We start from the raw sequence: 17,317 nt of genomic DNA on the forward strand, positions 1-17,317 counted from the left end.
TCGCGGACGATCTCGCGGTTAACCTCGTCGAGGGCCTCGGCCAGCGTCGGCCCCAGGCGGTCGCCGATACGGACGAAGGACCACACGTCGATGTGGCCCATGCCGCGCGCGGTCAGCATCGTCTCGAGGGACGGATAAGTCAGGCCGTCGCATGAAATCGCACCGCTGGCCGCGAGCACCAGGTCGTCAGGAAGGCCGAGTTCGCCGCGCGCCACGAGGGGAGTATCCTCGCCGAGGATCTGCGCGAGCGTGCGCAGACCGGCCTCATCGCGCCCGAGGACGGGAACGCCCCCTTCGCGGGCCGCGATGACCTCGGGGGATTCTTCCTCGTGGTCGACGGACGAGGCCACGGCCGCGTCGGTCGCTCCGCCGTCGTTGAGGTCCTCGGCGGCCTCGACATGGGCGCGTCGTGAGGCGCGACTACCGAGGTGTGCCGGGCGCTCCCATCGTTGTTCGCCGGTCTCGCCCTGCTCGTTGTCATCCAGCTCGTCACCCACGTGCACCGCGTGCTCCTCCGGGTGAGTGTCCTCGGCATCGACATTGTCGTCCGCGGCGGACTCGTCGGCAGCGTCGCCCGCGGCGAACTCACCGCGGTCGCGTTCCTCGTCGTGGCGCTCTTCCTCGTCGAGAGTCTCGACCTGCTCGCGCTCGTCGCTACCGTCGGTCTCGCCCTCAGACTCGATGCGTTCCTCGGCATCGTCGAAGGCTTCCGTGGCGTGCTCGTCAGCCGCGTCGTGATCCTGCTCGACTTGCTGATCCGCGTCGTCAGCTTCCACCGCGTCGGCGGCCTCATCAACGCGGTCGTCGATCTCGGTCTCTTCCTCGACGAATTCCTCGACCAGTTCATCGGAGCCAGCCCCAGCCTCGTCACTCTGTTCCTCGGGGGAATCCTTGGACTTCCAGGGGGCCGGAGGTTCTTCATCGACCGAGTAGTGGAAGGCGTCGCGTAGGTGGGGAGCGACCTTCGGGGTGGGGCGAGTCGTCGGAGTCTCGGACTCGGTCGCATCCTCAGCGTCGCCGTCCCCATCCGCCTCAGCATCCGCATCGGTGACCGGAGGAACGGGCGGCTCTGGGATCGCCTGGGCTGCATCGTCCAGATTCTCCTCGGCGGCAGCCTCGAACTCCTCGGAGTCGACAGGTGCCTCGGGCACGGCCGGGGCGGGGGCGGGTCCCGCGGCAATCGCGGATGCGGCGGCCACGCTTCCAAGAAGCTGCGGGGCATGCCCATACAGGCGCGGGCCGACAGCATTGACGTCCAGGAAGAGTCGACCGTTGGACATCTGGCGCAGGTTCATGAGGTGCACCTCGACACCGGAGGTAGCCAGGATCGACAGGGCGGGGCGCACCGACGGGTCGATCTCACCGGCGACCATGATCAGACGGGGACCCGGGCCGACAGCTGGGGGCATCGAATCGCGGAACTGCGCCCAGCCAGCGCGGAAACCCTCGGATCCCGTCGGATACTCACCCGCCAGGTCAGACCAGGACAAGGAAGCGACGATGGCCAGACGTGACAGCGACGTAATCAGGGTCTCGGAATCCAGGAGCTTGAGGATCTCAACGGAGACTATCTGCCCCGTCACGTCGAGCGCCGTCAGGCGCGGCGTCTCCTCATCATCTTGTCCCGTCATGTCACGCCATGTCACCGGGAACAGCGGACGCGACACAATCTGCAGGACCTGCTGGCAGATAGCGTCGACCAGTTCGGGACCCAGATCATACGAAACCGGGTACCCGAATTGAGCAGGCACGAGGTGTCCATCCTCGAACTCAAACAGGGCCATCGATCTATCCTTCACGTGTATGGAGCGCTCGTGGCCATTGTTTCATACGTTCTAAAAGAAACGCAGAAGACACAGGGGTATTGCAATAGATACTGTGTAAATGTTAGTCTTATGTCAACAGCTCATCACCCTCTCATTCTTTATCTATAAGACACTCTTTTAACACTTACCTTGCGGACAGAATTTATAAAATGATCCCACAAAGGCGCTAATACACACCCTCTTCTTTGGGCCACAGGGAGCGGTTTTCGACCGTTCGACCCTCTTTTTGTCTGACATGTGTCGAATAACCGTTTGTGACGCACAACAGGGCATGATTCATCTCGTGTAGGATTATGTTTGACGCGCGCAAACTAGATTCGGCACCATCTTCCATCTGGTTAAACCATCGCGCAGCAGGCAGTACACAACAGGCAAGGCGGGTAGCAATGGGCAGAAAATTCCTGCGCCTCATTGAATACTCGGCGCCAGAACCCCGAGTTCCAGCGTCCGAGGAGACGCGCAATGAACTATCTCCATATTGTGTTAGTAATAAGACACTGCCTCCACGCTACCCGAATACTTCTCAACCGGTCAGTCCGCATATGCCGCCGATCGAACGCATGCCCGTCCCTGTGACACCCTTCCCAAAACTCATTATCGACGACCCGGAACCCGCCTGAGTCCACGTTGTGAGCAACAGGCGTCTCGCGGCAGCACCGTCGACCCCTCCGACACACTCCACACGCGCTCCGCGCGTGACCACTCTCGCTCCACGACCTCGCCAATTCCGACACGACCATCCGCACAGCGGGAAGTCCCACCCCGCGCGGCGCGCGCGTGACACACTGGGATCATGAGCGAGAGCTTCCTGACGGACCTGCGTACACTCATCGACGTCGACTCCTCTGTCGGCACGCGAGCACGCTACTCCTCCGACGCCGGCCTCACGCGCATCCCGCCCCTGGCCGTCGCTTTCCCGCGCACGCCCGAGCAGGCGGTCGCCGCCTTCCACCTGGCGCGCGCCCACGGCGTCCCCCTCACCGCCCGAGGCGGCGGCACCTCGTGCGCGTCCAACGCGATCGGCCCCGGCCTCGTCCTCGACTTCTCGCGGCACATGAACCGCGTCATCTCCATCGACCCCGAGGCCCGCACCGCCACCGTCGAACCCGGCTGCGTCGGCTCCACCCTCCAGGCTGCGGCGGCTGAGTACGGCCTGCGCTTCGGCCCCGACCCCTCCTCCCAGAACCGCGCGACAATCGCCGGCATGGTCGCCAACAACGCGTGCGGCCCGCACGCAACCGCCTGGGGGCGCACCTCCGACAACATCGTCTCCCTCGAGTGCATCGATGGGCAGGGACGCCGGTTCACGGCCACAACCTCACACGACTCGGCGCTGCACGACGTGCCCGGGCTGGCCTCCCTCATTGACACCAACCTGGCCCCCATCCGCACGCAGCTCGGCCGCTTCAAGCGCCAGGTCTCCGGCTACTCGCTCGAACACCTCACCCCCGAAGGCGGGCGCAACCTCGCCGCCATGCTCACCGGCACCGAGGGTACCCTCGTCCTGATTCTCTCCGTCACCGTGCGCCTCGTACCCCTGCCCGACGCACCCGTGCTCGCAGCCCTCGGCTACCGTTCCATGATCGAAGCCGCCGACGACGTGCCCGCGCTGCTCACCCACTCCCCCCTCGCCGTGGAGGGCATGGACCGCCGCCTCGTCGACGTCGTGCGCGCCCACAAAGGCCCCGGTGCCGTCCCTGCCCTGCCCGAGGGCGAAGGTTGGCTCCTCGTCGAAGTCGGCGCCCCCGGCGAAGACGTCACCGCCTCCCTCGAGCGCGCACGCGCCCTGTGCGCCGACTCGGCTGCCACCGACACGGTCGTCTACCCGCCAGGGGATCAGGCCTCGGCCCTGTGGAGGATCCGCGCCGACGGTGCGGGCCTGGGCGGACGCACCCCGCCGGACGGCGCAGGCGGCGGCGACCAGCAGGCATGGCCCGGCTTCGAGGACGCGGCCGTTCCACCCGAGAACCTCGGTGCCTACCTGCGCGACTTCACCGCCCTCATGGAGGAGTACGACATCGACGGCCTCCTGTACGGGCACTTCGGCGACGGCTGCGTGCACGTGCGCCTCGCCATGCCGCTCGAGACCCCGGAAGGCGTCGCCCACTCGCGCGCGTTCCTCCAGTCCGCGGCCCGCATCTGCGCCGCCCACGGCGGCTCCGTCTCCGGCGAGCACGGCGACGGACGCGCCCGCGGAGAACTCCTGCGCTTCATGTACTCCCCCGAGATGCTCGACCTGTTCGCGCGCGTCAAGCACGTCTTCGACCCCGACAACCTCCTCAACCCCGGGGTGCTCGCCGCCCCCATGGACGAGGCCGAGGCCGCCTCGCGCGCCCGGGCGCGGGTTCTTGCGGCGCGCAGCGGGGGTCCCGACGGGCTGACGGCAAACGGCGTGCCTGCCACCGCCCTGACCGATCATGACGACGCGCGCACCACCTGCCCCGGCCTCGGCCCTGCCAATAGCGCACTCCAGCCCAACGATGCGGCCACCAACGACTCCTCGCCGTCGCCTGACGTGTCTGGCGCTGCTGGCGGCACCGGCCTCGCCCCTGCCGATGGCGCGCTCGAACTACAGCCCGGCATCGACCCGCTCGACGCCAACCTGCGGCGCGTCGCCGCGCACCCCATGCCCGCCGACGGCGGCTTCGCGTTCACCCACGACGGCGGCGACTTCACAGCTGCCGTCCACCGCTGCACCGGCGTGGGCAAGTGCCGCGCCGGAGTCTCCGGGACCTTCATGTGCCCCTCCTACCTGGCCACACGCGACGAGAAAGACGTGACACGAGGGCGCGCCCGCATCCTCCAGGAAGCCGCGAACTCACAGCTCGTGAAGGCCATCGACTCCCCCGAAGTCCTCGAAGCCCTCGATCTGTGCCTGGCCTGCAAGGCCTGCTCCGCCGACTGCCCCGCCGGCGTCGACATGGCACGCTACCGCTCCGAAGCACTCTTCCGCACCTACCGGGGACGCATGCGCCCCCTCAGCCACTACACGCTCGGCTGGCTGCCGCGCCTCACCCGCGTCACCGCGCGCGTGCCCGGCCTGGCACGCATCGCGAACATCGTCATGTCGGTCGCTCCCCTGCGCTCGCTCGCCTTCCGCATCATCGGCCTCGATCCTCGCCGAGGCATGCCCGCCCTCCAGTCCGGCACCTTCACCGCGTGGGCCCGCCGCCGCAACCTGCTGGCAGGTAGCGTTCCTGCGTCTGCTTCATCGGATCCCATTTCCGGCGCTTCGGATCACGTTTCTGACGCTTCCAATCCCATTTTTAAGGCCCGCGAGCGCGATGCAGCCCCGACCTCGTCTGCCCCTGCCCGCGAGCGCGGCGGCACCACGGCCTCGTCTGACTCTGCCCGCGAGCGCGGCGGCACCACGGCCTCGTCTGACTCTGCCCGCGAGCGCGGCGGCACCACGGCCTCGTCTGACTCTGCCCGCGAGCGCGAAGCGGCCACTGCCTCGTCGATGGCGGACTCCCCGATCCTGAGCGGCCCGCGCGACCCCAGCGGGCGGCCGTATGCGCTCGTGTGGGCGGACTCGTTTAGCCAGACCCTGGACGATGCTGGGGCGCGCGCGGTCGTCGACGTGCTCGAGGCGAACGGGTTTGCGCCCATCGTCGCTCCGGACGCGTGCTGCGGACTCACGTGGATTACGACGGGTCAGCTGACGGGCGCGAAGAAACACTTGACGTCGTTGCTCAGTGTGCTCGCGCCCTTCGCAGCCTCGGGAATCCCAATTGTCGGCGTTGAGCCTTCGTGCACGGCGGTACTGCGCGACGACCTGCTCGACCTGCTGCCCGAGGATCCGCGCTCGGCGCTCGTGTCGGGCGCGACGCGAACGCTCGCCGAGGCTCTGTCGGTCGTGCCCGCGTCCGCGCGCCGCCTGCCGAGCCTGGAGGGCGTCGAGATCGTCGCGCAGCCGCACTGCCACCACTACTCCGTCATGGGGTGGGACACCGACCAGGCGTTGCTCGAGTCGCTGGGTGCGCGCGTGACCCGACTCGAAGGCTGCTGCGGCCTGGCCGGTAACTTCGGCATGGAGGCGGGCCACTACGACTTGTCAGTCGCGGTCGCATCGCATTCGCTGCTGCCCACGCTTGATGCGCAGCCGGACGCGGTGTATCTGGCGGACGGCTTCTCGTGCCGCACCCAGGCAGCCCAGCTCGCGGGCCGCGGGGGCGTCCACCTGGCGACGCTGCTGGCGGGGAAGTAGGGACTGATTATCGGGGAGTGAGTTCGCCATAGCCACGCTTTCTGCTCGCTACTACTAGCATTTGCTTCACGTGTGCCCCATCCCCAAATAGCAATGCACTGTTTAGAGGAGCATTGCACTAGATAGGGAGGCATTGCACTACCTACTATCCAGTGCAATGCTCAGCTATCTAGTGCACTGCTACAGCAACCAGCGCAATAACTACCGACTGCGCGTATGAAAACGTCGACTCGGGCCATCACACGCTTCAGTTGGCAACGCCCACAACGCCTCAGCATGCTCCGGGATAGCAACTTGATGCGGACGGAGAAGCTGAATCGCCCACACACGAAGCGCATTGAAGTCTTCGTAGTCCCTCCAAGAGACCCGGTATATCGTCCACCCCGCACTGCGCAGATCATTTTCTCGCTGAATCCAGTCACGCTTCGCCCGAGCAAAGTCGGCTTCGTTCTTTCCGAGCTTTCCAATCCCATCGAACTCGAAGATGATCATGAGTCCCGGAATAGCGATGTCCGCAAAGTATCGTCGCCCGTTGACAACGATCTCAAACTGGGTCACGACCTCGAAGGCACTCACCGACTTCAAGACCCACAGCAATGCAGCCTCGGCAGGGTTCTCGCAGCCCGGGTCGGCAGCATCTATGATTCTCTCCGCTCGCTTGTAAGGAATGCAGGTAGCCGACCGTCGCCGTTCTATCAGACGTGCCTTCATCTTATCTTTGGTCATTTCTGCCAGACATCTGGCTTCATCTTGAGCAAACTTCGAGAAGCCTGACTCGTGACGCAACACCATGCAGGCTGCGACGAAAGCACTCAAAGCTTCTGAATGACAAGCCATTCGCACAACCGCGTCAATGACAGATTCGCATCGAAGCCCGTCTATGATTTCCAATGCGTTTTCTGATGGTCGACTGGTGGTCGCGTAGACATAGACCGGCGGAACGGTAGCTGCCTTCGTTTTCACAGGAGGCAATCGTCGCTTTCCATGTCGCACACCGAACCACGCCACAACATCCGGATTGGCCTCCCACAATGGAATTGAACGCGCAACGAGGGCACTATTACCGACGAGAACAGCCTGCCGCTTCGCTCCGACACATACCGCAAGGAGCCTGGCCTGGGCTACTGTCGCCCATGAATCCCAGATAGTCGTGAACGCATCAGGGCTATCAACACGGACGTAGCAACCTTTCCTAATCCACACACACGTATCGGCACATGGTTGCTGAACGGTACCCTCACGCTGTGAGGGCAATGTCAGGACCGTCATCGATCGAATACTCATACATTGATGATCCTCATGTGAGCCGCACTCGTCACCCACACAACCGACACCTGTGGATAACTCGCACTATAATGAAGCCTGTGGATAATCCCTGTTCGATACTCTCATCGGGACTCCTCCCAAGCCGTGCCCCATATCAGCTCAGCCTTAGGCAGCGATGCACCACATAGGGAAGCATTGCACTATTTCGGGAAGCATTGCACTAGCTACTAGCCAGTGCAATGCCGTGCTATCTAGTGCATTGCTTACTCATCTAGTGCAACGCTCGTTGATCGCTCCGCCCGCACCAAGCCCACAACCTTCGCCGAGGCCTGGGCGCCCGTCGCGCGGGCCCAGCGGGCCGCGACGTCCGAAACATCAATAGATGGATCGACGAGCAGCGCGGTGGACAGTGCCTCCGCCAGCACACCCGACGAAGCCACGACGCTGACCTGCCGCACGCCCGAACGCGCGGGGTATCCCGTACGCGGGTCAATGATGTGATGGTCCAGCAGGCGCGCAGCCTGGACAGGAACATCGGAGTTGGCAGCCGCATGGGCAACACCAGGTACATAGGCGTGGCCAGGCGCATCAGCGTGAGAGTACCCAATGCCAGTCACATGTCCGTTCGACACCACAAGGTCGGCATTCAGAGATGCAGCATCACCAGCGGCCTTATCGGGACGGCCTTCGTTGCGAGGAGATGCAGCACCCTCACCGGATGTTTCACGTGATGTTTCACGCGTGGGCAGATCGGCCGCAGGCCCGGCCGCACTCCCCGACACAGGCCCAACCGCGGGATCCGCCACGGGCCCCGCCACAGGCCCCGCACAAACAGCACGAGCATCCCCCAGCGGCCCCAAGTTGTCGCCGGACGTCGACAGAGACGCCATGCCGTCCGCAGGCAGTTCCACGATGCCAGCAATCGCCGTGGGCGCGCCGTGAGGGTCACGCAAGCCTGCGCGCCACGGCGAACCGTCGGCGCGAGTACCACTCACAGACACCGACGACGTCCCCACTGACACCAATACGCCGCGCGCTCCCATGGACACCGCCAGGTCGCGGCACGCATCGGCGGTGTACCCCTTCGCGATGCCGCCCAGGTCGAGGCGCGGGCTGGGCACCTCCGCACCACCGATAGACTCGGCGGGAAGGCCCACCGCCCAGCGCCGCTCACCCACGCGCGACAACAGCCCCCAGGACGACGCGCGCAACACAGCCTCCACAACACAACCAGACGGCGCAGGAGGCACGGGTCTGCCCGCAACGTACGCCGCCCGCATCGCCTTGACGTCCCATGCGGCAACGAGCGGCCCGATCATCGGGTTGAACGCTCCCCCGGTCGCCTCCGCGAGCGCCAGCGCGCCACGCAGCAGCCGGTCGGTGTCCTCACTCACGACGAGGCCGAGGCCGGCCTCCGCGGAATCAGCTGCGTCGCGGGAAACACCCTCATCGCACCCAGCCGACGCAACAACAGCATTGAGCCGCGACACCTCGGAAGAAACCCGGAAAACGCTCCACAGGTCCTCGTGGCGCGCCACGACCTCGACAATGGCGTTGACGATCGCCATGCCGTTCCCGCCCCAGCCGATGATGTCGACGCGGGTGCCCATCGCGGGAAACGAGGAACGCCACGTGGGCACGGGCTCAGCTGTCGGAGCCGTCGACGTCGCTGTCCTTCGTGGAGTCGTTGAGGCCGGGAATGTCGATGTCGTCGGCACCGTCGGGGGAGACGCCCTGGGCGGCGGCGATGGCGCGGATCGCGGCCTGCACGAACTGCTGGTGGGCGACGGTGGCACCGGTGATGACATCGACCTTGGCGGGGTCGCCGACCTGGGTGAGGTTGTCGGAGTACTCCTGGTAGGAGGCGACGGCGGCCTGTGCTTTCTTGTAGTAGTCCTCGTTGAAGACTTCGCCCGACGAACTCTTGCCGTATTCAGCACCCTTGTCGGTGCCGTCGGCGAGCGTCGTCTCGTAGGAGGTGGCTGTGATGCGCCCGCCTTCGACGGTGATGGTGATGGTGCCGATAGAACCCTGGTCGTCGGCGTTGGACTGGGCGGTCCACGTGCCGTCGCTGAGCGGCTTGCTCATGTCGAGGCCGGTGGTGGGCGTGCAGGCGGCCAGGATGGTCGCGCCGAGCGCACCGAGGACCGCGAACGAGGCCGGGGCGACCCAGCGGGATCGGGTATCGAGCGTGGTGGGCGTGGTCATCGCACCTTGTCCTTTCCGCTGCGCGCGGCGCCATCGCGGCCAGGCAGGACGAGGCCGGAGGCGCGCTGTTCAAAATCGTGGTCGTGCCACGTTTCCTTGACGACTTTACCGTGGTCGAGCCGGATTTCGCGCTGGCCCTGTTCGGCGACGAGCGCGTCGTGGGTGACGACCATGAGGGTCGTGCCGTCCTGGTGGAGCTGGTTGAACAGGTCGAGGACGATTTCCTCGTTGGTTTCGTCCAGGTTGCCGGTGGGTTCGTCGGCGAGGACCAGCTTGGGGTAGTTGATGAGGGCGCGGGCCACGCACACGCGCTGCTGCTCGCCGCCGGAGAGCTGGCGGGGCAGGTGGCTGGCGCGGTCGGCCAGACCCACGCGGTCGAGAGCCTCGAGGGCTTCCTTTTCGTCGGGCATCGAATGGTAGTACTGCGCGACCATGACGTTCTCGAGGGCGGTCAGGTGGCCGATGAGGTGGAACTGCTGGAAGACGAGGCCGATCGTGCGGCAGCGGACCTCGGTGAGTTCGTCGGCGGTCAGGTCGGAGATGTCGTGCCCGTCGAGCATGACGGTGCCCTTGGTGGCCGTGTCCATGGCTCCGACGATGTTCATGAGGGTCGTCTTGCCGGAGCCGGAGGGGCCGACGATGGAGACCCACTGGCCGCGTGGGATCTCGAGGGACACGTTGTCGAGGGCGTGCAGGTCGCCGTAGATCTTGGAGACGCTCTCCAGGCTCAGCAGCGCGTCCGTGGAGGTCGACGAGGCCTTGGCGGCCTCGGGCGCATCGGCGGCGGCGGTGGGGGTGTCGGGGGTAGTCATGGTGGCTCTCTCATTCTCCGCGCAGGACGAGCGCGGGATCGACGGCCAGTGCGCGGCGCACGGGCGGGAGGCAGGCGAGGACGGCAATGAGGATCGAGCAGGCGACCGTGCCGAGGAGGATCACGGGGTGCAGCGAAATGGACCGGTGGAACACGGAGGTGGAGATGAGGACGGCGAGGCCGTAGCCGGCCCCGGCACCCAGGACTCCTCCGATGAACCCGAGCATGACGCCCTCACCCATGAACTCGCGGGTGATGGATCGGGCGGTCGCGCCCAGGGCCTTGCGCAGGCCGATCTCGTTGCGGCGCTCGGTGACGACGGCGATCATCGTGGTGGATACGCCGATCATGGTCAGCGCCAGGACGATGACGGTGATGACGATGAGCAGGGACCTCAGCATGGTGAGGACGCCCGCGTCAGACTGGGCGAGGCGTCGCACGGTCTGGGCGTGAATGTCGGGGTTCGCAGCGTTCATCGCGTCCGCAACGGCGCTCAGCTGTTCGCCTTCCAGGGTGATCGAGTACTCGGCGAGCGACACGGTGCCGCTGGTCCCGGTCAGCGCATCCATGTCCGAGGTGGACATGTACACGTAGCCGTCTTCGTTGCCTCCAGTCTTGAGAATGCCGGACACGGTCAGGGTGACAGTCCTCGGATCGACCTTGAGGGCCGAGGCCTGCGCCCCGGACTGCGCAGCAGCCTTCGACGAGGCGCTCGCGTCCAGCTGGCTGATTGTGATCGTGTCTCCGGCCTTGACGTCGATGGTCGAGGCGACCTGCTCGCCCACGAGGACCTGGCCCGAGGCCTCGGGCCACTCCCCGTCCACAAACCAGTACGGGTTCATGGCGTGCACGGCACCCAGGTCTGCCCCGCCCGCGACGTAGGGCTGGTCGTTGATGGTGACGGTCTCGTAATCAAACGCGGCGGATCCGACCAGAGCGCTCGCGGGCACCTGGGCGGTCGAGGTGGCCACGGCCTCGTCCGTGAGGACCCCGTCACCGGCGGGCGTGACGACGAGGTTTGCGCCGTAGGAGCGGATCTCGCGGGCCATCTGCGCAGGCACATCCACCGCGATGGTGACGAGGCCGGACAGGGTCGTCGCACCGATGGCGACGGCGAGAATCGCGATGAGGACGCGGGAGCGGCGGCGCAGGATGGAGGAGATGACCATCCGCCAGAACATTGCTCGTCTGGACATAAGCATCACCTTCCGTGCAGGACTTCGGCTGCGTTGAGGCGCAGCAGGTAGCGGATCGCCGGGATGGAGGCTCCCAGGACGACGAGGATGACGAGGACGGCGACGAGGCCGACGACGACGGGCGCGAATGCGATGGACGAGTGGAAGACCATGTATCCGATCGCCTGAGCCAGAGCGAGGCCTCCGCCGTAGCCGAGGACCCCGCCGGCCAGGCCCACGATGATCGTCTCCGTGAGGAACAGGGCGATGATCTGTTTATCTTTCGCGCCCACGGCCTTCATGAGGCCGATTTCGCTGGAGCGCTCCATGACGCCGGCGGTCACCAGGTTCGCGATGGCCAGGGCCGAGGCGATGAGAGCCAGGATGGTCACGAGGACCATGAGCAGCTGGGTCTTCTCCAGGATCGTGCCTTCGGACTGGGCGACCTGGCGGACCGGGCGGGCCACGGAGTCCGTCATGACTTCCTCAATCTGGTAGGCGATCGAGGAGACGTAGGCCGTGCAGTACCACGTTTCCTTCTCGGACACGCTCAGCGAGTTCGGGTTCTTCGCGGCCTTGCGGGCCAGGTCATTGTCGGGGGTCGTCAGCGCCGAGACCTCGACGCTTCCGACGGCCCCCTCACGCCCAATGAGTGTCTGGGCGGCGGGAAGCTGGATAAAGACGCCGCGGTCGGCGTCGTCACCGCTGGTGATGATGCCGCGCACCGTGAAATCCTGGGAGACGCCCTCGCGGGTGAGCGTGAAGGTGTCGCCCACGTTCAGGCCGCGCGCCGAGGCGTAGGACGTGCCAACGATCGCGCCGGTCGCGTCATCATCCGCCGGCCACGCGCCCTGAAGACCCCACCAGCCGCGCAGCTTGTCCAGACCGGTCTCGACGCTCTCGCCGGTGGCCAACTCGAGGTGGTGGCTAAACCACGTCCCCGTCGTGGGCACGTGTTCGCCGCTGGCGTCGGTCGCCGACACGTTCAGCAGCGGCGCAAAGTCGAGAATGTTGTAGGTCCAAAAGATCGTTTTGATGTTGCCTAGCTCGTCCTCGCGCAGGTACGAGCGCGCCTCTGAGGCCTCGCCCGTGTTATACAGGTCATCGAGGACGGCCGCGCCCTGCGGACGCACAACAATATTGGCACCGTACGACTTGAGTTCCTGGTTGACCTTGTCACCCACGTTAAACATGACGGAGAGCATGGACGTGGCCACACCCGCGCCCAGGGCGACGGTCAGGGCGATCATGAGGTGGCGGTTACCGCGCCTCGTGAGGGCCCCTCGCAGCATTCGGAAAAACACGTGAGTCCCTTTACTTCGCGAAGATGGAGGCCGAGGCCTCAAGCGCCGAAATCGGCACGGTCAGTGTCCCGTTCGAGACCTTATAGTCAATGGGGATCGGGTTACAGCCACCCTTAAAGCCGATGGTCGCGATGTTCATCGCCACTTCACACAGCTTGCAGATGACCTTGCCGTCCTTCTCGTAGTAGCCGGTGGGGCCGCAGATCTCGCACGCGTCCAGACCCACGCCATAGGAGGAACCGGACTTTTGAATGACGATGAAACGCACCTTCACGCCGCCCGAGGTCGTGTACTCGAAGCGGTGCAGGTGGCCGTCAGAAATGTCGGCCAGGTTGACGCTCACCTGGTCCTCGACGACGCTGTATGACTCGGGGGCGGACAGCTCGACTTCCTGACTACCGTATGCGACACCAACGGTGATGAGCAGCGCGCCGCACAGGTAGCCGATGGCGGCGGTGCCCGCCATGGACTTATACAGGCGCGAGCGGGCACGGCCCAGGCGGCCCTCGGCCGGGTTGGCTCCAACGGTCGGAATGGAGCGCGAGGCCACCCACGTCAAAACAACGACGATGCCCAGGGCCACGGCGGCCACGATGGTGAAGACGGCCTCGTTGTTGATGAACCAGGAGATGACTGCCCACGCTTCCTTGGACGTCTTGATCCAGCGCTTCGCCTTGAGGATGCGCACGAACAGCAGCGCGTAGTTCGACAGCAGCGCAGCCAGGATCACGGCGGCCGGCCACACGCGGTTATTCCACGCGCACAGCCGGTACGACACCCACGTCAGGAAACACACGAGCACCCACGCCAGCGCATAACCGACAATCGCGAGCACCATCGGCGTCGAATACAGCTGCACGCCGCCCGACGTCATCATGAGCGCCTGATTCATTGCGGTGGGTACGGCACGGAACAGGGCGAAGGCAATGAAAAGCGCGCCGACCAGACGCACGAGGCCATCCCCGCGCAGGGCGGTCTCCATGGACGAGGCCGCCCGAGCCTCGTCGTCCATGGTTTCCGTCAGGTGGGCGCGCATCCGGCGTGCGCGTACAGCAACCAGAGCGAGAAAAATCAGGGCGAGGACCACCGCGATCGGCAGCGTATAGAGGCCCACGGTCTGGCGGTTAACAGACTTGGGGGCTTCAACATTGATAATCGTGAGGGCCAGGGAGGACGCCATGCCCACGATGATGCCGCCCCACACGGCCCTCGAGCGCGCTAGCTTTCCGCGGCGTCCCCGTCCGGCTGCGGGCATAAAGCGGATGACGGCTCCGACGGCAAGCATCGTCAGCAGCAACGTCAGCGTCGCCTCACTCATCTGCACAAGCATTGGCTTTCCTCTCTCACCAAAGGCACACCGAAGTCATGCGGCTCCGGTGCCGAGTGTAGTACCCCACGGGGGCGCGGGGCGAGGCCAGTGATCCCAGGTGGAACCACGGCCTCGTCCCCGCGTTGCTTAAGCGTCGATCACCACGAAACGGCGGTGGGGTCCCACTGCCAATCCGGGAACTCGGCGACGAGGGGTTCGGTCCAGAAACGGCCCTCAACGCCCGTGGTCTTATCGGTGTGCAGCAGCCAACCGCTGGGGGGCTTAATCGTGAAGGTCACGTCGTAGGTGCCGGCGTCGAGCTTGGGCAGGTTCAGGCCGTAGTGCGGGCCGTCGGACGCGTTCATCGGCATGAGCGTGCCCTCCTGGACGGCCGTGCCGGACTTGTCCTTGATCGCGTAGTCGACGGTCAGGCCGGGGACGAAGTCGCCCGCGCCGTAGCCGAGCTTGTTGTCAGCGGCGGCGGAGACGTCGGCCTCAATGTGCATCGAGGACTCGGCGGCCGGGGTGCCCATCTCGGGCTCCATATCGACGGGCTGGAAGTAGACGCCGCCCACGACGAGCGGGCCGACGTGAACATCGTCACCCAGGGGCTGCTCCTCGAAGCCAGCGTCCTCGCCGGGCGCTGCGCCCTCGGAGGCCGAGGTGGAGGTGGAGGTGCCCGTCTTGGAAGTGGACGAGGAGGAACCGGCGGAGCAGGACGCCAGGGTACCTGCAAGTGCCAGCGTGGCCAGGGCCGCGCCGACGCGGAACAGAGAGCGCTTCATATGATGATCTCCTGTGCGTGTTGGTTGGGTAAAACGTCGGTGTCGCTCGAGAGGAGTCAGTCCTCAGCCCGCGACTGGGCGGCCTCGCGGGCGAGGCGAGCTTTTCCGAAGAAATAGAGACCGACGATGATGGCGAGAACGATGGCTTGCGCGGCCAGGTTCTCCACTCGGGGGTAGATCCCCAAGAGGTCAATGGTGGGGAAGCCGGAGATGGGCGTCAGAGACACGACGTCCGCCTCCTGCAGTTCCCCGATACCAGAACCCGTGAACGTGAAGGCCATGAAGGCCATCAGCAGCGAGGTAATGGTGAAGAAGGGGCGCAGCGGGATGCGAACCGCCGCGAACTGGATGAGCAGGTAGATGACAACGAGGGCCACAAGGCCGACCGCCAAGCCGATCCACACGTAGTGGACCTTGTCGCCCGCGGCCGCGACGATCGGGACATAGAAGAGGATCGTCTCGGCACCCTCGCGCAGGACCGCGAGGAAGGAAATGAAGGCGAGGCCCAGCAGGGAACCGCTGCTCAGCGACGCATCCGTCTGCTTCTTGATGTACTCATCCCAGGCCTTGTTGGAGGACTTGTTGATCATCCAGTTGGAGACCCAGATGAGCATGACGACCGCGAAGAGCGCGGCGAAGCCCTCAAGGAGTTCCTGGTTCGCGCCCGCCAGGGAGGTCACGTAGCTGAAGAGGACGGCCAGACCGATGGACAGGGCGAAGGCGAGCGCAACGCCACCCCACACGATCGGGGCCTTGTTCTTGTGACCGGCCTTGGCCAGGTAGGCCAGGACTGCGGCGACGACGAGGATCGCCTCCATACCCTCACGCAGGATCACGAGGAGGGAAGGCAGGAACTGAGCGAGCCACGGGGAGGTGCCCGAATCCTGAGCGGTCTTGCCGGTGTAGCCGTCGAGGCTGTTGGCGTCCTCGCGGATGTAATTCGTCAGCGTCGCGAGGTGCTGGTCGACCGCCGCCGAATCGTTGTCGGTCATGGCCTTCTTGAGGAGCGAGAACTCCATTTCGACCTGGGAGACGCGCGAACCGGAGATGCGGCTCATGACCTGCTTCTCCATGCCGGTGATCTCGTAGTGCTTGTAGTAGGCCTCGTTGACCTTGTCCTTACCGGCCTTGGCGTCGCCGCCCTTGTAGGCGTTGGCACCGTCATTAAGGATGCCGTTGATAGTCTTGGCGACCTCGCCCCACGCGCCGGGGCTGTAGTCGTTCGACGAGGCCTGGGAGGACGTACCGGGGGCTACACCGTCCAGGGACGCGGCGTCTTCAACGATGTACTGCTTGAGGGTCGTGGCATAACTGTCGACGCCCGCGCTATCACCGTCCGTCATGGCCTTCTTGAGGAGGGAGAACTCCATTTCGACCTGAGAGACACGCGAACCGGAGATGCGGGCCATGACCTGCTTCTCCATGCCGGTGATCTCGTAGTGCTTGTAGTAGGCGTCGTTGACCTTATCCTTGCCGCCCTTAGCGTCGCCCCCCTTAAAGGTGGACACGCCTTCGTCGATGAGGCCGTTGATCGTCGTCGCGACGTCGCCCCACGTCTGGTTGGCCGCGCGCGACGGCACAGCGACAATCGCCACGACGAGAGACGCCATGACCAGGGCGATGAGAAGACGAATAGACCGCTGGACAACATGATCTGCGCGAGCACGAAGCACTGCCATCGCTTGCCTCCTGAGGGACCGGCGTGATGGGCGCGCCGGGATGATGGGTTTTCTACCCATTGAGCGTAGCCACATCTCGCCCAGGTGAAAAGTAGTCCGATTAGGTTCTCCTAAATTGCAACCCCGTCGTAACGTTATTTAGCGCCCCCTCGCACTCACCTTCTGGGACCAAAGGCCCGCAATTATTGTTTAGTGACACGATGCCATAAACGCGCTTGCTTGCAGCGATTAGTCAATGTCACCACTCCCCCGCCAGACGCCGTTCTATTTCAAAGTCTGTCAGAATATCCCCGCACCACCCTTCAACGACAGGAAGCACCCAACAGCCCGTGACCACCGACCCTCACCCCGCCGAAATCTCCCTTTCGCCACAAACACCGACCGAATTCCCCGCCCCCCTGCCTACCGTCACCACGACGGCGGACGCCACCCCGGCCTCGTCCCCCACGCGCCCCACCCGCGCCGACTGGGGGCGCATCGCGATCTTCGGGATCCCCTACGCAGCGTTCTTCCTGCTCGGGCTGGTGCCGGCTTCGATCATTCCGCAGTCGTGGGACCTGACCACGGTCAATATCGCGATCGATTCTGTCTTCCTGGTCATGGTGTTAACTTTCTTCTGGCGCGAGTTCGCCTCCACTTTTTCCTACCTGCGCACACACCCTCTCCTCAAGATTGCCGTACTGTTCGGCCTGTGGTTCGTCGTCGCGGTCGTCCAGCTTGTCTCCCGCCTGGCCATCTACGGCATTA

11 protein-coding genes and 1 pseudogene are annotated in these 17,317 nt (G+C 65.0%); 2 read left to right on the forward strand and 10 right to left on the reverse strand.

Going from position 1 to position 17,317, the window contains the following annotated elements; all coding sequences use genetic code 11:
- A partial coding sequence (locus O3932_RS10070) for a hypothetical protein (RefSeq protein ID WP_371538192.1) occupies positions 1–1,784 on the reverse strand: 1,784 nt, incomplete at its 3' end.
- Between the two features lie 835 nt (positions 1,785–2,619).
- Here O3932_RS10070 and O3932_RS10075 point away from each other — a divergent pair.
- Complete coding sequence (locus tag O3932_RS10075) at positions 2,620–6,033, forward strand: FAD-binding and (Fe-S)-binding domain-containing protein (protein ID WP_371538195.1); 3,414 nt, start codon at positions 2,620–2,622, stop codon at positions 6,031–6,033.
- Positions 6,034–6,234: 201 nt separating this feature from the next.
- Here the strand turns inward: O3932_RS10075 and O3932_RS10080 are convergent, their stop codons facing one another.
- The 9 genes from O3932_RS10080 to O3932_RS10120 all read right to left on the reverse strand — a co-directional run bounded on the left by O3932_RS10080 (position 6,235) and on the right by O3932_RS10120 (position 16,570).
- Entirely contained in the window at positions 6,235–6,996 is a 762-nt protein-coding gene (locus O3932_RS10080) for a hypothetical protein (RefSeq protein ID WP_371538197.1), read from the reverse strand.
- Positions 6,997–7,562: 566 nt separating this feature from the next.
- Positions 7,563–8,909, reverse strand: coding sequence for an FAD:protein FMN transferase (locus O3932_RS10085; protein ID WP_371538203.1), 1,347 nt, complete (start codon positions 8,907–8,909; stop codon positions 7,563–7,565).
- 34 nt (positions 8,910–8,943) lie between these two features.
- Complete coding sequence (locus O3932_RS10090; RefSeq protein ID WP_009648277.1) at positions 8,944–9,507, reverse strand: hypothetical protein; 564 nt, start codon at positions 9,505–9,507, stop codon at positions 8,944–8,946.
- Complete coding sequence (locus tag O3932_RS10095; protein ID WP_314567106.1) at positions 9,504–10,319, reverse strand: ABC transporter ATP-binding protein; 816 nt, start codon at positions 10,317–10,319, stop codon at positions 9,504–9,506. The genes O3932_RS10090 and O3932_RS10095 overlap by 4 nt, the downstream gene beginning before the upstream one ends.
- A 10-nt stretch (positions 10,320–10,329) precedes the next feature.
- On the reverse strand, positions 10,330–11,514 hold the full coding sequence (locus O3932_RS10100; protein WP_009648271.1) for an ABC transporter permease: 1,185 nt from the start codon (positions 11,512–11,514) through the stop codon (positions 10,330–10,332).
- A 5-nt stretch (positions 11,515–11,519) separates the two neighbouring features.
- On the reverse strand, positions 11,520–12,797 hold the full coding sequence (locus O3932_RS10105; RefSeq protein WP_009648278.1) for an ABC transporter permease: 1,278 nt from the start codon (positions 12,795–12,797) through the stop codon (positions 11,520–11,522).
- A gap of 10 nt (positions 12,798–12,807) precedes the next feature.
- Entirely contained in the window at positions 12,808–14,127 is a 1,320-nt protein-coding gene (locus O3932_RS10110) for a DUF2318 domain-containing protein (RefSeq protein WP_314736334.1), read from the reverse strand.
- Positions 14,128–14,264: 137 nt separating this feature from the next.
- Positions 14,265–14,891 carry an iron transporter gene (locus tag O3932_RS10115; protein WP_009648269.1) on the reverse strand — a complete coding sequence of 209 codons (627 nt, stop codon included), beginning with the start codon at positions 14,889–14,891 and terminating at the stop codon, positions 14,265–14,267.
- A gap of 56 nt (positions 14,892–14,947) precedes the next feature.
- Positions 14,948–16,570: an FTR1 family protein gene (locus tag O3932_RS10120; protein ID WP_314736335.1), complete on the reverse strand. Its 1,623-nt coding sequence runs from the start codon at positions 16,568–16,570 to the stop codon at positions 14,948–14,950.
- 329 nt (positions 16,571–16,899) lie between these two features.
- Here O3932_RS10120 and O3932_RS10125 point away from each other — a divergent pair.
- Positions 16,900–17,317, forward strand: a pseudogene (locus tag O3932_RS10125) (CPBP family intramembrane glutamate endopeptidase); the annotation flags it as partial.

The sequence above is a fragment of the Pauljensenia sp. 20925_1_25 genome, from assembly GCF_041433955.1.
In the GTDB taxonomy this organism is placed as follows: Bacteria; Actinomycetota; Actinomycetes; order Actinomycetales; family Actinomycetaceae; genus Pauljensenia.